This window comes from Streptomyces durocortorensis, from assembly GCF_016901035.1.
Lineage (GTDB): Bacteria > Actinomycetota > Actinomycetes > Streptomycetales > Streptomycetaceae > Streptomyces > Streptomyces durocortorensis.
This window is the reverse complement of record NZ_JAFEUF010000157.1, coordinates 1-17285: the sequence shown is the minus strand read 5'-3', so window position 1 is coordinate 17285 and position 17285 is coordinate 1. Positions and strand designations below refer to the sequence as shown.

The 17285-nt window shown below is 73.7% G+C and carries 14 protein-coding genes and 1 pseudogene; 5 read left to right on the top strand and 10 right to left on the bottom strand.

Translation table 11 applies throughout. From position 1 onward, the window contains the following. Positions 1-244: 244 nt before the first annotated feature. A pseudogene (locus JS521_RS24790) lies at positions 245-805 on the bottom strand (FHA domain-containing protein); the annotation flags it as partial. A 140-nt stretch (positions 806-945) separates the two neighbouring features. Here JS521_RS24790 and JS521_RS24785 point away from each other — a divergent pair. Further along, on the top strand, positions 946-1920 hold the full coding sequence (locus JS521_RS24785) for a GNAT family N-acetyltransferase (protein WP_205085155.1): 975 nt from the start codon (positions 946-948) through the stop codon (positions 1918-1920). A 240-nt stretch (positions 1921-2160) separates the two neighbouring features. Beyond that, positions 2161-3072 carry a GNAT family N-acetyltransferase gene (locus JS521_RS24780; protein ID WP_205085154.1) on the top strand — a complete coding sequence of 304 codons (912 nt, stop codon included), beginning with the start codon at positions 2161-2163 and terminating at the stop codon, positions 3070-3072. Here JS521_RS24780 and JS521_RS24775 read toward each other — a convergent pair. Further along, positions 3044-4174 (bottom strand): alpha-L-fucosidase, encoded by a 1131-nt coding sequence (locus JS521_RS24775; RefSeq protein ID WP_205085153.1) that lies wholly within the window; start codon positions 4172-4174, stop codon positions 3044-3046. The two genes, JS521_RS24780 and JS521_RS24775, sit on opposite strands and share 29 nt — an antisense overlap. Positions 4175-4189: 15 nt before the next feature. Further along, on the bottom strand, positions 4190-5608 hold the full coding sequence (locus JS521_RS24770) for a GH1 family beta-glucosidase (RefSeq protein ID WP_205085152.1): 1419 nt from the start codon (positions 5606-5608) through the stop codon (positions 4190-4192). Positions 5609-5780: 172 nt separating this feature from the next. On the opposite strand from JS521_RS24770, the gene treZ reads away from it, so the two are divergent. Then, positions 5781-7541 carry a malto-oligosyltrehalose trehalohydrolase gene (gene treZ, locus JS521_RS24765; RefSeq protein WP_205085151.1) on the top strand — a complete coding sequence of 587 codons (1761 nt, stop codon included), beginning with the start codon at positions 5781-5783 and terminating at the stop codon, positions 7539-7541. A gap of 38 nt (positions 7542-7579) precedes the next feature. Here treZ and JS521_RS24760 read toward each other — a convergent pair whose 3' ends face one another. Both JS521_RS24760 and JS521_RS24755 read right to left on the bottom strand, forming a co-directional pair. Next, the gene (locus JS521_RS24760; RefSeq protein WP_205085150.1) at positions 7580-8728 is read right to left on the bottom strand and encodes an aminopeptidase P family protein; all 1149 of its coding nucleotides are present in this window, start codon (positions 8726-8728) and stop codon (positions 7580-7582) included. Positions 8729-8862: 134 nt separating this feature from the next. Next, positions 8863-9528, bottom strand: a complete 666-nt coding sequence (locus JS521_RS24755; RefSeq protein WP_205085149.1) for a nucleoside/nucleotide kinase family protein — start codon at positions 9526-9528, stop codon at positions 8863-8865. A 102-nt stretch (positions 9529-9630) separates the two neighbouring features. Between JS521_RS24755 and JS521_RS24750 the strand changes: the two genes are divergently transcribed. Next, positions 9631-10023: a VOC family protein gene (locus JS521_RS24750; protein WP_205085148.1), complete on the top strand. Its 393-nt coding sequence runs from the start codon at positions 9631-9633 to the stop codon at positions 10021-10023. 14 nt (positions 10024-10037) lie between these two features. Here JS521_RS24750 and JS521_RS24745 read toward each other — a convergent pair whose 3' ends face one another. Then, positions 10038-10955 carry a TetR/AcrR family transcriptional regulator gene (locus JS521_RS24745; protein WP_239487783.1) on the bottom strand — a complete coding sequence of 306 codons (918 nt, stop codon included), beginning with the start codon at positions 10953-10955 and terminating at the stop codon, positions 10038-10040. Positions 10956-11011: 56 nt separating this feature from the next. Here JS521_RS24745 and JS521_RS24740 point away from each other — a divergent pair, with 56 nt between their 5' ends. Next, positions 11012-12271 carry a low temperature requirement protein A gene (locus JS521_RS24740; RefSeq protein WP_205085147.1) on the top strand — a complete coding sequence of 420 codons (1260 nt, stop codon included), beginning with the start codon at positions 11012-11014 and terminating at the stop codon, positions 12269-12271. 77 nt (positions 12272-12348) lie between these two features. Here the strand turns inward: JS521_RS24740 and JS521_RS24735 are convergent, their stop codons facing one another. The 4 genes from JS521_RS24735 to JS521_RS24720 all read right to left on the bottom strand — a co-directional run. Beyond that, positions 12349-13275 (bottom strand): LysR family transcriptional regulator, encoded by a 927-nt coding sequence (locus JS521_RS24735; RefSeq protein ID WP_205085146.1) that lies wholly within the window; start codon positions 13273-13275, stop codon positions 12349-12351. A gap of 48 nt (positions 13276-13323) precedes the next feature. Next, on the bottom strand, positions 13324-14526 hold the full coding sequence (locus JS521_RS24730) for a glycine C-acetyltransferase (RefSeq protein ID WP_205085145.1): 1203 nt from the start codon (positions 14524-14526) through the stop codon (positions 13324-13326). A gap of 44 nt (positions 14527-14570) precedes the next feature. Continuing rightward, positions 14571-15599 (bottom strand): L-threonine 3-dehydrogenase, encoded by a 1029-nt coding sequence (gene tdh, locus JS521_RS24725; protein WP_205085144.1) that lies wholly within the window; start codon positions 15597-15599, stop codon positions 14571-14573. A 312-nt stretch (positions 15600-15911) separates the two neighbouring features. After that, positions 15912-17285, bottom strand: a 1374-nt coding sequence (locus JS521_RS24720) for an ABC transporter substrate-binding protein (protein ID WP_205085143.1), incomplete at its 5' end; no start/stop codon positions are given.

The following is a 17285-nucleotide window of genomic DNA, read 5'->3' as shown; positions in this document are numbered from 1 at the left end:
GGGCGGGGCCGTGCGGCGGCCGGCCGGAGCCCTGCTGCGGGGAGCCCTGCGGCGGTCGTTCGGACCCGTCCTGCGGATGCTCGGGCCGCTGCTGTGGCCGCTCGGGCCCCTGCTGCGATCGTTCGGGCCCGTTCGACGGAGCCTCAGGAGCGTGCGGCGGAAGCTGGGCCGGCGCGGCGGCGGCGGACGGTCGGGGCGCGTGCGGGGGCAGTTCGGGCAGCCGGTCCTGCGGCCGGGGCGTCTGCGCCGGAGGACGGTCCGGGGCGGTGAGCCGGAAGCTCATCCGGCCGAAGCTCACCTGGTCGCCGTCCCGCACCGGGATGGAGCCGACGAGCCGCTGGCCGTTGACGCAGGTGCCGTTGGTGGAGCCGAGGTCGCGCAGCAGCCAGCGGCCGTTCAGCGCGTGGAGTTCGGCGTGCAGCCGGGAGACCGTCTCGTGGTTGAGGCGCAGCCCGTTGGCCGGGTCGCGGCCGATGAGCAGCGGATACGGACCGGGGGCGGGCAGCAGCAGCTTGGGGAGCCGCTCGGTCTGCCAGGCGCGGCGCAGCCGCCCGGGAAAGGCGGAGATCCCGCCCACCGCGCGGACCAGGCCCTGGGACCAGCGGCCGCCGTCGTCCAGGTCGGAGGTGAGCGCCGCCAGCTCCTCGGGCCGCCGGGCGACGAGGGCGAGTTCCATGCGCCGCATGAACGTGTCGTGCGACAGCTTGCCCTGCGCGGCACCGTCTCTGAGCACACCGAGGACCCGGTCGCGCTGGGCGTCCGACAGCCGCGCGGGACTCGGGGGGAACTCGAAGGAGGACGTCACGTGGACGATTGTCGGGCCGGGGGGCCCGGAGTGTCCAGCGAGGCCGTGTTTCCTCCCGCGCTGACCTGCGCCGCTATCTCACGCGACGGCGCCGGACCCCCTTGCTAGGGTCTGCCGCTCACCCATCACGAGGAGACCGTGTGCCCCCTGCGCCATCCCGTCTGACGATCCGTCCGCTGTCCGGACCCGGCGAACTCGACCTGTTCCGCCGCCTTTCGTACGTTCTCGACCATGAGCTGGCCGACGACCTCGCCACCGGACTCCGGCTCCCGGAGTGGATGTGGGTCGCCCTGGACGGCGAGCGGGTCGTCGCCAGGGCCGCCTGGTGGACGAACGCGCCGGGCGGCGAGCCGCTGGCGCTGGACTTCTTCGACCTGGACGACACACTGCCCGCGCCGGAGCGGGTCGCGATCGGCGTGCGGCTGCTGGAGACGGCGACCGAGGCCGTGGTTCCGGCCGGTGCGCAGCGGCCGGAGTACGGGCGGTTCGTACCGCCGGACTGGCGCGAGGACCCGGTGGCCCGGGAGGCCGTCGGGGCCCGGATCGCGGCGGAGGCGACCGGGGCGCGGATGCTGGTGGAGCGGCTGCGGCTGGAGTGGCGGGCCGGTACGCCGGTGCCCGGGGACTCCGGCCGGCTGGTGTTCCGGCCGGTCACCGGCCGGGAGGATCTCCTCGCGCTGATGTCGCCGGTCATGGAGGGCACTCTCGACGCCCACGGGCAGGAGGACCTGGCGTCCGGGCTCGACGCCCGCGCGGCGGCCGAGAAGCACTACGACGAGGAGCTGGCGGGGTACGCGTCCCCGATGGCCTGGTGGCGGATCGCCGAACTGCCCACCGGCGAACCGGTCGGCTTCGTGATCCCGGCGCGCAACAACTACCACCCGATCATCGCGTACATCGGGGTGCTGCCCGCCCGGCGCGGCCAGGGGTACATCGACGATCTCCTCGCCGAGGGCACCCGGGTGCTGGCGGCCGAGGGCGTGGAGCGGATCCGGGCGGCGACCGACCTCGGCAACGTACCGATGGCCAGGTCCTTCGAGCGGCTCGGGTACGTCAACTTCGAGCGGGCGTTCAACATGACGTGGGACGCGGAGAAGGGTCAGGCCGAGGGCTAGGACCAGCGCTGGGGCTGGTCCGAAACGGCTTCCCCGATATTCGGTGGACGGCGGGCGTCGGCGTTGGCTACGGTCTGCTTCGACATCCGACGCCCGTCGTGGAAGGAGGCGAGAGCAATGCGCGGGAACAGCCGCACCACCATCCGCAGCACATCACTTTCGCGCTCCCGTCCCGTCCGCCGGGCGGTGTCGGACCTCGTCTGACCGGGAGCGCGGCATTCCGTCCCGGAGGACACCTTCATGACCGAGCTGGTCATCCGCGCGCTCACGCCGAGCGACGCCGCACTCTTCACCACGTTCCAGGACAGCCCCCATGTCGGCCGGGCCGCCTTCGGCCACCGCTACACCTCGACGGCCGACGGCGGCGAGTACCGCCCCGAGTGGTCGTGGGTCGCCCTGCGCGGGGACACCGTGATCGCCAGGGCCGCCTGGTGGTCAGGGCCCGACGACACCGAGCCCGTCGTCCTCAACTGGTTCGACTTCGCGGACGGGGAGGCGGAGGCGGGCGCCGAACTCCTGCGCCGCGCCCCGTTCGACAAGGAGTACGAGCTGATCGCGCCCGCCGGATGGCGGGACGACCCGGCGGTGCGGGCCGCCGTCGAGGAGCGGGTCGCCGCCGCGACCGCGGCCGGGATGAAGCCGCTGGTCGAGCGCTACCGCTACCGCTGGACCCCCGGCTGCCCGCTCCCCGAGCGGACGGGCCGGCTCACCTACCGCCCGGAGCCGGACGACGCGGTCATCCTCGACGTACTGCGCCGGGTCCACTCGGCCACGCTGGACGCCCACGCCCGCAAGGCCATCGAGGGCCCCGGAGGTCTGGAGGCGGCGGCCCAGGAGGAGTTGGACTTCTTCCACTGGTGCCCCTCGCCGAGGGAGTGGTGGCGGCTCGCGTACACCCCGGACGGGGAGGTGGCTGGCATCCAGGTGCCCGCGCACAACCCGTCGGGGCCCTGCGTCGGTTTCATCGGGGTCGTACCCGAGGCGCGCGGGAACGGGTACGGCTACGACCTGCTGGTGGAGTGCACGCGCTTCCTGGTCGAGCAGGGCGCCGAGTTCGTCGCGGGAGCGACGGACCAGGGGAACGCGCCGATGGCCGCCGCGTTCGCCCGCGCCGGGTACCCCGTCACCCAGGAGTGGATCCATCTGGCGTGAGGGCCCCGGCCTCCTCGGCCAGCCACTCCAGGCGGAGCAGCTGCTCGGCGGGGATCGTCGCGTCCTCGCCGCGCGGCCCCACGTTGAGCAGCATGTTCCCGCCGTCGGCGGCCGTGTCGCGGACCAGTGAGGTCAGCGTCGCGCGGTCGATGAAGGCGTCCGGGCCGGAGTTGCGGTTGTAGCCGAAGCTGTGGTCGACGCCCCGGGTGATCTCGTACGGGTCGGAGCCCTCGTAGCGGGCGTACTCCGGCGTACGGAAGTCGAAGACAGGCGGTGTGCGCGGGACGAAGCCCTCGCCCTGCGCCACCGTCCGGCGGTCCCACCAGTTGTAGAGGGCCTTCGCGCCCGGCAGGGTCAGGCCCCGCCAGTGCGGTGCGTAGGGGAGCAGCCGGTCGTTGACGACGCCGTGCGGGACGGTGAAGCGGTAGAAGTCGACCAGGGAGCGGATCTCGTCGGCGGCGGCGGGCCAGGCGATGTCGTTCCAGAGGATGTCGGGGCGGTAGCGGCGGATCAGCTCCCGCAGCTGCGCGTCGGCGTAGGCGGGGTACGTCCCGCGCGGGACGGCGGAGAACATGTCGGCGGCGGTGCCGATGGGCCGGTCGTCGAAGGTCCAGTCGAGTCCGCCGGAGTAGTAGACGCCGAAGCGCAGGCCCTCGGCCCGTACGGCTTCGGCGAACTCGCCGACCACGTCCCGGGTGGTGTGCCAGCCCGTGCGGTGCGGGTTCTGCGTCTCGGAGGGCCAGAGGCAGAACCCGTCGTGGTGCTTGGTGACCAGGACCGCGTAACCGGCCCCCGCCTCCCGGAAGGAGCGGGCCCAGGCGGCCGGATCCCAGGTGGCGAGCCCGTCCTCGAAGTCGTGGCCGAAGTCCGTGTAGGGGCGCTTCCCGTAGGTGGCGCGGTGGTGGGCGGCGACCGGGGAGCCGGGGAAGCGGAGCCCGTTCTCGTACCACTCCGCGTACGAGGTCCAGCCCGGCGGCGCACGCCGGCCCGCCGCCGGGAGTTCGGCGGCGGGGACGTGGGGCGGGGCCCAGCCGGGGACGGAGGCGGGTGTCCAGTGAACGAAGATCCCCAGCCGGGCCCGGGACCACCATGAAGCGACCATGGCGGGAAGTATTGATCACTCGGGCGGCGTCGCGTAAGCCCTTTCGACCGCCGGATTCCGGTTGCGGTCCTGCTGGTCCTGCCGCGTCCGCGTCTTCTGGGCGCGGATCAGGTCGCGGTACCAGGCGTAGGACTGTTTGGGCGTACGGGTCAGCGTCTCGTAGTCGATGTGGACCAGGCCGAACCGCTGCGAGGCCCCCTCCGTCCACTCCACGTTGTCGGTGAGCGACCAGGTGAAGTAGCCGCGTACGTCCGCCCCTGCGTCCATCGCCGCGCGCAGGGCGGTGAGGTGGCTCTCCAGGTAGGCGATGCGGCGGTCGTCGGCGTGGGGTTCCTCCAGGGCGCAGCCGTTCTCCGTGATGTAGAGCGGCGGGAGGCGGTCGCCGTAGCGGGTGTGCAGGGCGGTGACGATCTCGGTGAGGCCTTCGGGGACGACGGGCCAACCGAAGCCGGTCTTCTCGTACCCCTCGATCTCCCGTATTCCGAAGGGGAGTTCGGCGGGCATGGTGAAGCCGGAGAAGGTCTCCAGGGCTTCGGGGCGGGGTGCGCCGACGAGGGTCGGGTTGTAGTAGTTGACGCCGTACCAGTCGAGCGGGGTGGAGATGACCTTCAGGTCGTCGGCGACCGGGCCGGGCATCAGGGCGGCGAGGTTCTCGTCCGGGTAGCGGCCGGTGAGGACGGGGTCGGCGAAGAGCCAGTTGGTGAGGGTGTCGTACAGCTCCGCCCCGAAGCGGTCCTCGTCGCTGTCCCCGGCCGTCCAGACCGGGGCGTGCGAGAAGGCGGCGCCGATGTTGTCCGCACCCGCCGCGCGCAGGGCGCGGACGGCGAGGCCGTGGGCGAGGAGCTGGTGGTGGGCGGCGGGCAGGTCGTCGAAGAGCAGGGTGCGGCCGGGGGCGTGCTCGCCGAGCGCGTAGCCGAGCAGCGTGACCTCGGCGGGTTCGTTGATCGTGATCCACATGGGGACGCGGTCGGCGAGGCGTTCGGCGACGATGCCCGCGTACTCGGCGAAGCGGTGGGCGGTGTCGCGGTCGAGCCAGCCGCCCGCCTCCTCCAGTGGGAGCGGGGTGTCCCAGTGGTAGAGGGTCGGCGCGGGGGTGATGCCGTGGGCGCAGAGCTCGTCGACGAGCCGGTCGTAGAAGTCGAGCCCGTCGGCGTTTACGGCTCCGCTGCCGCCGGGCACCACGCGGGGCCAGCTCACGGAGAACCGGAAGGCGTCGGCGCCGAGCCCGGCCAGCAGGGCGACGTCCTCGCGGTAGCGGGCGTGGAAGCCGGTGCCCCGGGTGGTGTCGGTGCCGTCCTTGATCCGGCCGGGGAGCGCGGCGAAGGCGTCCCAGCCGGAGGGGCCCTTGCCGTCCGCGTCCACCGCCCCCTCGGTCTGGAAGGCGGAGGCGGAGGCTCCCCAGAGGAAGCCGGGCGGGAAGATCGGCAGGGTCATCGCGGCCTCCAGCAGCCGTACGTGGGAATCCGTATGAGCGGGCGCCTCGCCGGGCAATGATCAGGACCAGACCTTAATCGCCGGTGGCGGACGGCAACAGAGTCCGTCGCGTGGATCGCGGAGCCCGGCCCCCGGGCGGCCGCGCGCCCCGCCCAGGGACGAGGAGTGGTGGATGCAGTTCGAGGTGTGGGCCCCCGAGGCGGACTCGGTCGTGCTGGAGGCGGCGGACGTCCGGTCCCCGATGGAGCGCGACGCGGAGCGCGAGGGGTGGTGGACGGCCGAGGCGGAGGCCGGGGACGGGGACCGGTACGGCTTCCGGGTGGACGACGGGCCGCTGCTGCCGGACCCGCGCTCGCGGCGTCAGCCGGACGGGCCCGACGGGCCGAGCGCGGTCGTCGACCAGGAGGCGTACGCCTGGCACAACGAGTGGGCGGGGCGGCGGCTGAACCGGGCCGTGCTCTACGAGCTGCACGTGGGGACGTACACCCCGGAGGGCACGTTCGACGCGGCGGCGGCCCGGCTGGGCCATCTGGCGGAGCTGGGGGTCACCCATGTGTCGCTGATGCCGGTGTGCCCGTTCCCGGGGGTCAACGGCTGGGGGTACGAGGGCGTCTCGCTGTGGGCGGTGCACGAGCCGTACGGCGGGCCGGAGGGGCTGAAGCGCTTTGTCGACACGGCGCACGAGCTGGGCCTCGGGGTGGTCCTGGACGTCGTCCACAACCACCTGGGCCCGTCCGGCAACTACCTGCCCGCCTTCGGCCCGTACTTCACCGACACCCACCACACCCCGTGGGGCGCGGCGGTCAATCTGGACGCGCCGGGCTCGGACGAGGTGCGGGCGTTCCTGCTGGGCAGCGCGCTGGCCTGGCTGCGCGACTACCGGCTGGACGGGCTGCGCCTGGACGCGGTGCACGCACTGGCCGACACCCGGGCGCTGACGTTCCTGGAGGAGCTGTCGGCGGCGGTGGACGCGCTGGCGGTGGAGCTGGGGCGGCCGCTCGGGCTGATCGCCGAGTCCGACCTCTGCGACCCGCGTACCACGACCCCGCGCACGGCGGGCGGCCTCGGGCTGCACGCCCAGTGGAACGACGACTTCCACCACGCCCTGCACACCGCGCTCACCGGTGAGTCGCAGGGCTACTACGCCGACTTCGCCCGGGCTCCGCTGGCCGCCCTCGCCAAGACGGTGACGTCGGCCTTCTTCCACAACGGGACCTGGTCCAGCTTCCGGGGCCGGAGCCACGGCCGTCCGGTCGACGTGACGCGCAGCCCGGCGCACCGCTTCGTCGGGTACGCGCAGACGCACGACCAGATCGGCAACCGGGCGCTGGGCGACCGGCTGGCCGCCTCCCTCTCCCCCGGCCTCCAGGCGTGCGCGGCGGCCCTGGTGCTGACGGGTCCGTTCACCCCGATGCTGTTCATGGGCGAGGAGTGGGGGGCGCGCACCCCGTGGCAGTTCTTCACCGACCACACGGACCCGGAGTTGGCGGAGGCCGTACGCAACGGCAGGCGGCGGGAGTTCGGGGAGCACGGCTGGGCCGAGGAGGAGATCCCCGACCCGCAGGACCCGGCGACCCGGGACCGCTCCTGCCTCGACTGGGCCGAGCCGGAGCGCGAACCGCACGCACGGCTGCTCGCCTGGTACCGCGAACTGATCGCCCTGCGGCGCACGTTGCCCGATCTGCACGATCCCGATCTGGCGGCGGTGAAGACCGCGTTCGACGAGGACGCGCGGTGGTTCGCGTACCGCAGGGGGGATCTGCGGGTCGTGGTGAACCTGGCGGACAAGCCGGCGGCGATCCCGCTCGGCCTCGGACGCCACCGCCGCTCCGGCGGCAGGGTTCTGGCGGCCTGGGAGCCGGTCGAGGCGCCGGGGCCGGACGGGGTGCTGCACCTGCCGCCGGAGTCGTGCGTGGTGCTCGCGGACGACTGACGCCCTTGAACACCCCCTGAACTTCCCTGCAGGCGGGCCTACTCCACGACGGCCAGTTCGCGGGCGGTGGTGTTGAGCCGCCGCCCGCCGTCCTCGGTCACCGCCACGATGTCCTCGATCCGGACGCCGAAGCGGCCCGGGATGTAGATGCCCGGCTCCACGGAGAAGCACATGCCGGGCACGAGCGGCTGCTCCTCGCCCTCGATCATGTAGGGCGGCTCATGGGTGGTGACGCCGATGCCGTGGCCGGTGCGGTGGATGAACCGGTCGCCGTAGCCGAACTCGGTGATCACCGCGCGGGCGGCCCGGTCGATCTCCTGGCAGGCGACGCCCGGCCGGACGGCGGCGCAGCCCGCCCGCTGGGCCTCGCGGACGATGTCGTGGACCCGCTGCTCCTCGGCGGTGGGCTCCCCGACATGGACCGTACGGGAGGTGTCGGAGCCGTAACCGTGCTTCAGGCCGCCGAAGTCGAGGACGACCATGTCGCCGCGCTCGATGGTGCGTTCACCCGCCTCGTGGTGCGGGTTGGCCCCGTTGGGGCCGGATCCGACGACGGTGAAGTCCACCTGGGAGTGCCCGAACTCCCGTAGCAGCGCGGCCAGATCGGTGGCCAGGTCGACCTCCCGGCGGCCGGAGAAGCGCACCTTGAGGATTTCCTCGTACGTGGCGTCGGCGGCGGCCCCCGCGGCGGTGAGCCGTTCCAGCTCGGCGGCGTCCTTCACCGCGCGGAGCATCGGGAGCGCTTCGGTGAGCGCGGTGTAGGAGGTGCCGGGCAACTCCCGCTGGAGACCGAGCAGATGCATCGCCCAGGCGTTGTCGCTGACGGCGAAGCGACCCTGGGCGTCCAGCAGCGGTGCGGTCACCGCGTACGGGTCCTTGCCGTCGGTCCAGTCCCGCAGGGTCAGGGCGGGCGCCCCGGTGGCAGCGGCCGCGTCGGGGGCCTCCAGGGTCGGGACCACCAGCACGGGATCGTGGCCGGCCCGCAGCACGAGGAGGGTGAGGCGCTCCGTGCTCACGGGGCGGTAGCCGGTGAGGTGGACGAGGTCGGGCCCCGGCGCGACGATCACCCCGGCGAGCCCGGCCTCGGCGGCGGACTCGGCGGCCCGCGCCATCCGGGCCCGGTAGTCGTCGACGGTGAAGGGCGAGGGCGGAGCGGACGGCTGGACGAACGGGCTCGGGCTGGTCATCAGGTCCTCCTGGCGGTGCGACACGGCACACAGCATCCTGCCCGCCCGGAGGGGTGGACGCGACCGGCTTCCGACCGCGTGTCAGATCGCCGGGGCTTCAGCCATCAGCCGTCAGCCGCCCGTCGCTGCCCGGCTCACGCCCCCGCCGCCCGCCCGTCCGGCAGTCGCACGATCAGGTCCGCCCGGTCCCGGCCCCCCTGCACCAGCCGGGCGTTCGCCTCGTCGGACCGGGTCACCCACTCCTCCGCGGCGGGCCGGGGCCTCCCGTGGCGCACATGGCGCTCGACCAGCCGGCGGACCCGGACCTCCGGGTCGAGGTCCAGGAACCACACCTCGTCCAGCAACGCGCGCACCGAGGCCCAGGGCCCGTCGCCGAGCAGCAGGTAGTTGCCCTCGGTGACGACGAGCGGGACCTCCGGCGGTACGGGCAGCGACCCCGCGACCGGCTCCTCCAGCGACCGGTCGAAGGCCGGGGCGTAGACCGCGTGCACCGGGTCCGGATCGCGCAGCCGCCGCAAGAGGGCCGCGTACCCGGCCGCGTCGAAGGTGTCGGGCGCGCCCTTGCGGTCGGCGCGGCCGAGGCGTTCCAGCTCGGCGGCGGCGAGGTGGAAGCCGTCCATCGGGACGAGGGCGGCGCGTGGGTCCAGGGCCGCGACCAGCCGTTCGGCCAGAGTGGACTTCCCGGCTCCGGGCGGGCCCGCGATCCCGAGGATGCGCCGCCCTCCGGCGTCCGCGAGCGCGCGGGCCCGGTCGTTCAGCGCGGCCCTGCCGCCGGTGCTCGTAGCGTCCACGATGTCCATGCGGCGCATTGTGCCCGGCGGCCCGGGACCGAAGCGCTAGTGTTACGTATAACCCTGTCGCCACAGAACCTCCGCCCTCGCAGAACCCCCGAAAGGCCCGCCATGTCCCACATCGCCCTGGTCACCCTGGTCGTCCGCGACTACGACGAGGCGCTCGCCTTCTACCGCGACGCGCTCGGCTTCGAGCTGGTGGAGGACACCGACCGGGGCGACGGCACCCGCTGGGTGGTGGTGCGCCCGCGCGGGGCGGTGGACGGTACGGGGCTGCTGCTGGCCCGCGCGAAGGACGAGGCGCAGGGCGCGGCGGTGGGGGCGCAGACGGGCGGCCGGGTCGGCTTCTTCCTGCACACCGAGGACTTCGCGGCCGACCACGCCCGGATGCGCGCGGCCGGGGTGCGCTTCCTGGAGGAGCCGCGCCACGAGACGTACGGCTCGGTCGCGGTCTTCGAGGACCTGTACGGCAACCGCTGGGACCTGCTCCAGCCCGCCGGCTGACCCCGCCACGACCGTCATCGGCTTCCGGACCGATCGATGAGCGAGGCGACTCCGTCCAGCAGCCTTGCGAGCCCGAACTCGAAGAGCGTGTCGAGTTCGAGGTCGAACTCCTCCTCACCGAAGAGCGTGGACAGCGTCGGATAGGACCCGGCGGTCTGGATCTGTTCCAGCCGCAGTTCGTCGGAGGCCATCCACTCCTCGGGCGTCATGCCGGTGTCCTGCCGCGCCTGCACCTCCAGCTCGACGGCCGCCGCGACGCCCTGGGCGTACCCGAGAAGGGCGAGGTGGACGTGGATGATCTGGTTCGGCGTCAGCCCCAGGCCCCTCAGGGCACTGAGGACCCGCTCGGTGTACCGCATCGCGTGGGGTGACGCCATCGGCCGGGTGAGGGCCGCCATGGCCCGTGCCAGCCAGGGATGGCGCTGGTACCGGGTCCACAGCCACCGCGCCTCCCGCTCCAGTTGCGCGCGCCAGCCGGAGGGCCGGGGCCCCGGCGGTTCTCCGTCGAACACCGCCTCCGACATCAGACGTACCAGCTCGCCCTTGCTCGGGACGTGGCGGTAGAGCGCCATGGTGGAGACGCCGAAATCGGTGGCGACCCGGCGCATGGAGAGCGCGGCGAGCCCTTCGGAGTCGACGAGAGCGATGGCCGCGCGGATGACGCGGTCCCGGGTGAGTCCGCGCTGAGGAGCCGAGCCCAGCTCCCTTCCCGACGCGGCGACGGCCGTGGCGGCCCGGCTGCCCGACCGGACCGCCGACGCCGTACTGGCGGCCGCACGCGACGCCTTCACGCACGGGATGAACTTCGCGGCGGTCGGCGCGGCCGTCGTCATGGCCGCGGCCGGCGTCTTCTCCATCGCCCGGCTGAGGGGTGCGGGGCGGGCGAAGCGCCCGACGGAGTCGGCCGACCCCCGGCCCGCGGACCAGGGCATCGGCATTCGGCCCACAGCCGAGGCGCGCGCGGACACCCTCCGATGACGATGGGTCCATGGAGGAGGCCAAGGAGTCCGCGGGGAGCACCGCGCCCGCCGAGCGGCACGCCGGCTGGAACGAGCTGTTCTTCGACCTCGTCGTCGTCGCCGGGGCGGGTCAGCTGGCCCGTCTGCTGCACGACGGCCCCCAGCCGGCGGACCTCGCCCTGTACACGGTGGTCTACCTGGCCTTCTGGACCACCTGGGCCGGGTTCGCCGTCTACGGGGACATCGCGGCCTCCGAGACCCGGGTCCGTACGCTGCTGATCGCGATGTTCGGCATGGCCGTGATGGCCGCCTCCGTGCACACGGTCCAGACCAGCCACTCGATCGCCTTCGTCGTCGCCTACGTCGCGCTGCGCCGGCAGGCGGGCCAGGTCTGGCGGCGGGGCAGCATCGTGGTGGACTGGCCGCTGGCCCAGTTCGGCGCGGGCGCGGTGCCCTGGCTCGTCTCGCTGTTCGTGGACACGCCGCTGCGCTACTGGCTCTGGGCGCTCGGCATCGCGCTGGACATCGTCACCCTGCTGGTCTCCACGCGCGACCGCACCCTGCGGCGGGCGGGCGAACGGGCCGCGCGCCGCCGCGACGGCCGTCCGCCGCCGGGCCCCGCGCACGGCCCGGTCGCCGAACCGCCCCGGCTCGGCGAGTCACGGATCGACGCCGCGCACATGGGCGAACGGCTCGGGCTGTACGTGATCATCGTGCTGGGCGAGGGCGTCATCCAGATCATCGACGCCGCGTCCGAGCACGACAGCTGGGACGGGCCGCTCGCCGCCACCGGCCTCGGGGCGTTCGGTCTGCTGGCCGCGATCTGCACGCTGAGCCTGCTGTACGGCACCAACGGCATCCCCCACCTGCGCAAGGGTGTGCTCGCGCCGAGGCTGGCGATGCTGCTGCACGCGGTGATGACCGGCTTCCTGGTCGCGCTGGCGACCGCGCTGGGCTCGGCCGTCGCGCATGTCGACGACGTCCTGCCGAAGGGGCAGCACCAGCTGCTGTGCGGGGCGATGGCCGGGTACTTCGCGGCCGGGCTCGTCGCGGCGCTGCCGCTCGCGGACCGGTCCGACCGGGTCTGGCTCCTGGGCTGGGCGCTGCCCTGCGTGGCGATGTCCGTGGCACTGGCCCTGCTCGGGTCGGCGCTGCCGGCCTGGGCGACGATCTGGATCCTGGTGGCGCTGGTCTGCTGGCAGATCGCCTACGACCCGGGGGCGCCCGGAGCGGGTTCGCCGGGGCAGCGGTGGCGCAGGTTCCGCCGCTCGGCCCCGCGGACCGCCTGAGCGAACGGGCTGCGGTCCTGGATCAGGTACGGCGGACGGGGCTCGGGGTCAGGCTCGGGCGGCTGCGGGGCCCGGGTTCAGGCCCGGGCGGCCAGGCCCGCTTCCCTTACGGCCACCGCCTCCATCGCGTCCAGCACCGGCCGGATCAGCGGATGGCCCTCGGCCCCCTGGCGTACGGCGGCGAAGACGCGGCGGGTGGGGGCGCTGCCCTCGACCGGGCGGACCACCACCCCCGTCAGCGCCATCCCGCGCAGCGCCGAGCGGGGCACCAGCGCCACCCCGGCGTCCGCGCCCGCCAGGGCGACCACCGCGTGGAAGTCGTCCGACGAGTGGTCCAGGCGCGGCGCGAACCCGGCGTACTCGCAGGCCAGGACCACCACGTCGTGGCAGGGGTTGCCCGGGTACGGTCCGATCCACGGGTCCTCCGCCAGGTCGGCGACCGCCACCTGGGCCTGGTCCGTGAGGCGGTGTCCCACCGGCAGCACCGCGTCGAACGGCTCCGAGTACAGGGGGACGCGGGTGAGCCGGCGGTCGTCCTCGGCGGGCGCGCCCCGGTATTCGACGGCGACCGCCACATCCACCTGCCGGTCCAGCACCATCGGCACGCTCGCGTCGCCCTCCGCGTCCTGGACCTTGACCCGGATGCCGGGCGCGGTGCGGGCCAGCTCGGTGAGGGCGGGGGCGAGGACCAGGCCGATGCCGGTGGCGAACGCGGCGACCGTGACCGTACCGGCGACGCCCGCGCTGTAGTCGGCCAGCTCCGCCTCGGCCCGCTCCAGCTGGGCCAGGACCAGGTTGGTGTGGCTGAGCAGGATCTCCCCGGCGGCGGTGAGCCGGGCCCCGCGCGCCCCGCGTTCGACGAGGCGGTGGCCGGTCTCCTGCTCCAGGGCGGCGAGCTGCTGGGAGACGGCGGAAGGGGTCAGGTACAACGCGGCGGCGGCCGCGGTCACCGTGCGGTGGTCGGCCACCGCACGGAGGATTCGCAGCCGCCGCGCATCGATCATGGACCCATTGTCCCAGGTGGTGGCGGAACCACCGACCCGGTCAGCGGGTCAGGCGGCCTCGGCCTCCAGCGCGGTCCGGGCGTCGACGAACGCGTCCACGGCACGGTTCACATCAGCGGTGGAGTGGGCGGCCGAGAGCTGGACACGGATGCGGGCCGCGCCCTGCGGGACGACGGGGTACGAGAAGCCGATCACGTACACACCGCGCTCCAGGAGCAGTTCCGCCATCCGGCCCGCCTTGCCCGCGTCGCCGATCATGACGGGGGCGATGGCGTGGTCGCCGGGGAGGATGTCGAAGCCCTCCGCGGTCATCCGGGTGCGGAACAGCTCGGTGTTGGCGGCGAGCTGCTCGCGCAGGTCCCCGGCGGACTCCAGCAGGTCGATGACCTTGAGGGAGGCGGCGGCGATGACCGGGGCGAGGGTGTTGGAGAAGAGGTACGGGCGCGAGCGCTGGCGCAGCAGGGCGACGATCTCCGCGCGGGCCGCGACGTAACCGCCGGAGGCTCCGCCGAGCGCCTTGCCGAGGGTGCCGGTGATGATGTCGACGCGGTCCATCACGCCGTGCAGCTCGGGCGTGCCGCGGCCGCCGGGGCCGACGAAGCCGACGGCGTGCGAGTCGTCGACCATGACCATGGCGTCGTAGCGGTCGGCCAGGTCGCAGATCTCCTGGAGCGGGGCGACGTATCCGTCCATGGAGAAGACGCCGTCGGTGACGATGAGACGGCGGCGGGCGCCGGACGCCTCCTTGAGCTGCGTCTCCAGTTCGGCCATGTCGCGGTTGGCGTAGCGGTGGCGCTTGGCCTTGGAGAGCCGGATGCCGTCGATGATGGAGGCGTGGTTGAGGGCGTCGGAGATGACGGCGTCCTCGGGGCCGAGCAGGGTCTCGAAGACTCCGCCGTTGGCGTCGAAGCAGGAGGAGTAGAGGATCGTGTCCTCCTGGCCGAGGAAGGCCGAGAGCCGCTGCTCCAGCTCCTTGTGGACCTCCTGGGTGCCGCAGATGAAGCGGACGGAGGCCATCCCGTAGCCCCAGCGGTCCAGCGCCTCGTGGGCGGCGGCGATGACCTCGGGGTGGTCGGCGAGGCCGAGGTAGTTGTTGGCGCAGAAGTTGAGGACCTCGCCGGGGCGCCCGCCGGAGGTGACGGACACGGTCGCGGACTGCGGGGTGCCGATCACGCGCTCGGGCTTGTGCAGCCCGGCGGCGCGGATCTCGTCGAGGGTGGTGCGCAGATCGTCGCGTACGGAGTCGAACATGCGGATTCCTTAAGAGATCAGGTAACGGACCAGGTGGGAGGCGGTCAGACGGTCCAGTCGAGGATGACCTTGCCGCCGAGACCGCTCGCCGCGTCGTCGAAGGCGGCCTCGAAGTCGCGGAAGCCGTACCGGCCGGTGATCACGGGGGCCAGGTCGAGGCCGCCCTCCAGCAGGACGGACATGGCGTACCAGGTCTCGAACATCTCGCGGCCGTAGATGCCCTTGACGGTGATCATCGAGGTGACGATGCGGGCCCAGTCGACGGCGAAATCCTCGGCGGGCAGGCCGAGCATGGCGATCCGGCCGCCGTGCGTCATGTTCGCGACCATCTCGCGCATCGCCTCGGGGCGGCCGGACATCTCCAGGCCGATGTCGAAGCCCTCGCGCAGGCCGAGTTCGCGCTGCCCGTCCGCGATGGTGCTCTCGCCGACGTTCAGGGCGAGGCTGACGCCGACCTTGCGGGCGAGGGCGAGGCGGGCCTCGCTGACGTCGGTGATGACGACGTTGCGGGCGCCTGCGTGCTTGGCGACGGCGGCGGCCATGATGCCGATCGGGCCCGCGCCGGTGATCAGGACGTCCTCGCCGACCAGCGGGAAGGAGAGGGCGGTGTGCACGGCGTTGCCGAACGGGTCGAAGATCGCCGCGATGTCGAGGTCGACGGGAACCCGGTGCACCCACACGTTGGAGGCGGGCAGGACGACGTACTCCGCGAACGCCCCGTCGCGGCCGACCCCGAGGCCGATCGTGGAGCGGCAGAGGTGGCGGCGGCCGGCGAGACAGTTGCGGCACTTGCCGCAGACGAGGTGGCCCTCGCCGCTGACCAGGTCGCCGGTGGCGATGTCGGCGACGTCGGAGCCGATCGCGGCGACCTCGCCGACGAACTCGTGGCCGAGGACCAGCGGGGTGGTGACCGCCTGCTGGGCCCAGCCGTCATAGGCGCGGATGTGCAGGTCGGTGCCGCAGATGCCGGTGCGCAGGACCTTGATCAGAACGTCGGTGGGACCGTACTCCGGCTCCGGCACGTCCATCAGCCACAGTCCGGGCTCGGCCTTCTGCTTGACGAGTGCCTTCACGGCTGTGGCTCCCTGACGTCGGTACGCGAGTGGATGGCGAGGGGACACCCCGGGCCTCGGGGCATGTCGGAGGACCCCTGCGGCCCGGGGTGGATCTTGGGTGTCCCCCACCATGGTGGGGGTTCGGCGGGACGGGACGGAGCATCTCGAAAGGCTCCACGCGCCGTCCCCGGCCGTCACCGAGAAGGCTGCCGTACAGCGGGCCCCGGGTCCATCGAGGATTTCTTAAGCGCCGCCGCAGGAGATCTTCACACCTGGCCGTGGCTTCACGGACCGCTGCCGTTCTCCGGCCTTCGTTTCCTCGGACAGGCGCTACAGCTCGTCGTACGGTCCCAGCAGGCGGGGGCGGCCCTTCTCGATCCGGTAGAGGAAGATCCCGTTCTCGTACCGCACCTGGCGGGTCGAGGCGTGGAAGGCGAGGGTCCGCACGACCCCGGGGTGCTCGGTCCGCACCAGCCGCTGGGCGAGACCGCTGCGCACCTCCCCCGTGGCGCTGGTGGCCGCGGCGGCGCGGGCGATCAGGCCGACCGCGTCGTACGCCTCGGCGGCCCAGGTGGCCGGGGGTGCGCCGAAGCGCTCACGGTGGGCGGCGGTGAAGGCCCGGGCCGCCGGGAGGGCGACGGGGTCGGCGTAGGCCTCGGCGAAGACCCAGCCGTCGGCGGCCCCGCCCGCCCCGTCGAGGAAGGCGGCCCCGAGGGCGAGTCCGGCGGCGACCCGGGCGCCGGTGAAGCCCTCGGCGGCGAGTGCGGTGGCAAGGCGGGCGGCCCGGGACGCGTCGCCGCCCCCGAGCACCACGGCGTCCGCCCGGCCGGTCATCGCCCTCCGGGCGACCGCGCCGAAGCCCGCGTCGCCCCGGGCGAGAGGGTGTTCGAGGAGAGTGACGCCGGTGAGGGCGGCGTTGCGGAAGGTACGCCCGATCTCCGCGCCGAGTCCGGTGTCGGCCGCGTCCTCGACCAGGAGGATGCGGGTCGCGGGGCTGGTGCGGGTGAGGTAGCCGATGAGGCCGGGCGCGAGCATCCGGTCCAGGGGGCGGGTCACGCAGAGGTGGAGGCCGGTGCCGGTCTCGACGGTGCTGGAGCCCGCCGCGACGACGACGGTGGCGAGCCGCGCCGCGCTGTACCGCTGGACGACCTCCTCGCGCAGGACGTCCGCGGTCGGCCCGAGGACCGCGACGACCGTGGAGTCCGCCGCCAGCCGCCCGGCCACCTGGAGTGCTCCCGCCGGATCCCCCGCCTCGTCCTGGGTGCGAAGGGCGAGCCGGAACGCCTTGTCCTTACGGGAGTTGTGATCGGCGACGGCGAGCTGGGCGCCGCGCAGGTGGGCCGTTCCGGCGGCCCGGCCGGGTCCGCCGAGGTCGGCGTGGAGCCCGATCCTGTACGTGGGCAACTCCCCGGACCCCGCCGGGGGACCGCCCGCCTGCCGGTCGCTCCCCCGCAGGGCGATCCAGGCCGCGGTGGACCCGCCGGCGAGGACGACGGCTCCGGCCGCCCCGGCGGTGAGGACCCTGCGGCGGGTGGGGCCACCCTCCCGGGCAACGGCATCGCCCCCAGCCGTTTCGTCCCCGGCCGGGGCGAGCGTGGTGGGCCGCGGCTCGGGATCCGGCAGCGCGAGGGCGGCGGCGGACCGCTCGGCGATCAGCGCGGGCAGCCCGGCGGGCATCGGCCAGGGGTCTGGGGTGGAAGGGGG

What these genes read in the sequence shown, in the direction of transcription:
- JS521_RS24755 (WP_205085149.1), bottom strand. Translation starts at nt 9,528, where the DNA reads ATGGACATCGTGGACGCTACGAGCACCGGCGGCAGGGCCGCGCTGAAC.
- treZ (WP_205085151.1), top strand. Translation starts at nt 5,781, where the DNA reads ATGCAGTTCGAGGTGTGGGCCCCCGAGGCGGACTCGGTCGTGCTGGAG.
- JS521_RS24750 (WP_205085148.1), top strand. Translation starts at nt 9,631, where the DNA reads ATGTCCCACATCGCCCTGGTCACCCTGGTCGTCCGCGACTACGACGAG.
- JS521_RS24770 (WP_205085152.1), bottom strand. Translation starts at nt 5,608, where the DNA reads ATGACCCTGCCGATCTTCCCGCCCGGCTTCCTCTGGGGAGCCTCCGCC.
- JS521_RS24760 (WP_205085150.1), bottom strand. Translation starts at nt 8,728, where the DNA reads ATGACCAGCCCGAGCCCGTTCGTCCAGCCGTCCGCTCCGCCCTCGCCC.
- JS521_RS24775 (WP_205085153.1), bottom strand. Translation starts at nt 4,174, where the DNA reads ATGGTCGCTTCATGGTGGTCCCGGGCCCGGCTGGGGATCTTCGTTCAC.
- JS521_RS24740 (WP_205085147.1), top strand. Translation starts at nt 11,012, where the DNA reads ATGGAGGAGGCCAAGGAGTCCGCGGGGAGCACCGCGCCCGCCGAGCGG.
- JS521_RS24735 (WP_205085146.1), bottom strand. Translation starts at nt 13,275, where the DNA reads ATGATCGATGCGCGGCGGCTGCGAATCCTCCGTGCGGTGGCCGACCAC.
- JS521_RS24780 (WP_205085154.1), top strand. Translation starts at nt 2,161, where the DNA reads ATGACCGAGCTGGTCATCCGCGCGCTCACGCCGAGCGACGCCGCACTC.
- JS521_RS24730 (WP_205085145.1), bottom strand. Translation starts at nt 14,526, where the DNA reads ATGTTCGACTCCGTACGCGACGATCTGCGCACCACCCTCGACGAGATC.
- JS521_RS24745 (WP_239487783.1), bottom strand. Translation starts at nt 10,955, where the DNA reads ATGCCCTGGTCCGCGGGCCGGGGGTCGGCCGACTCCGTCGGGCGCTTC.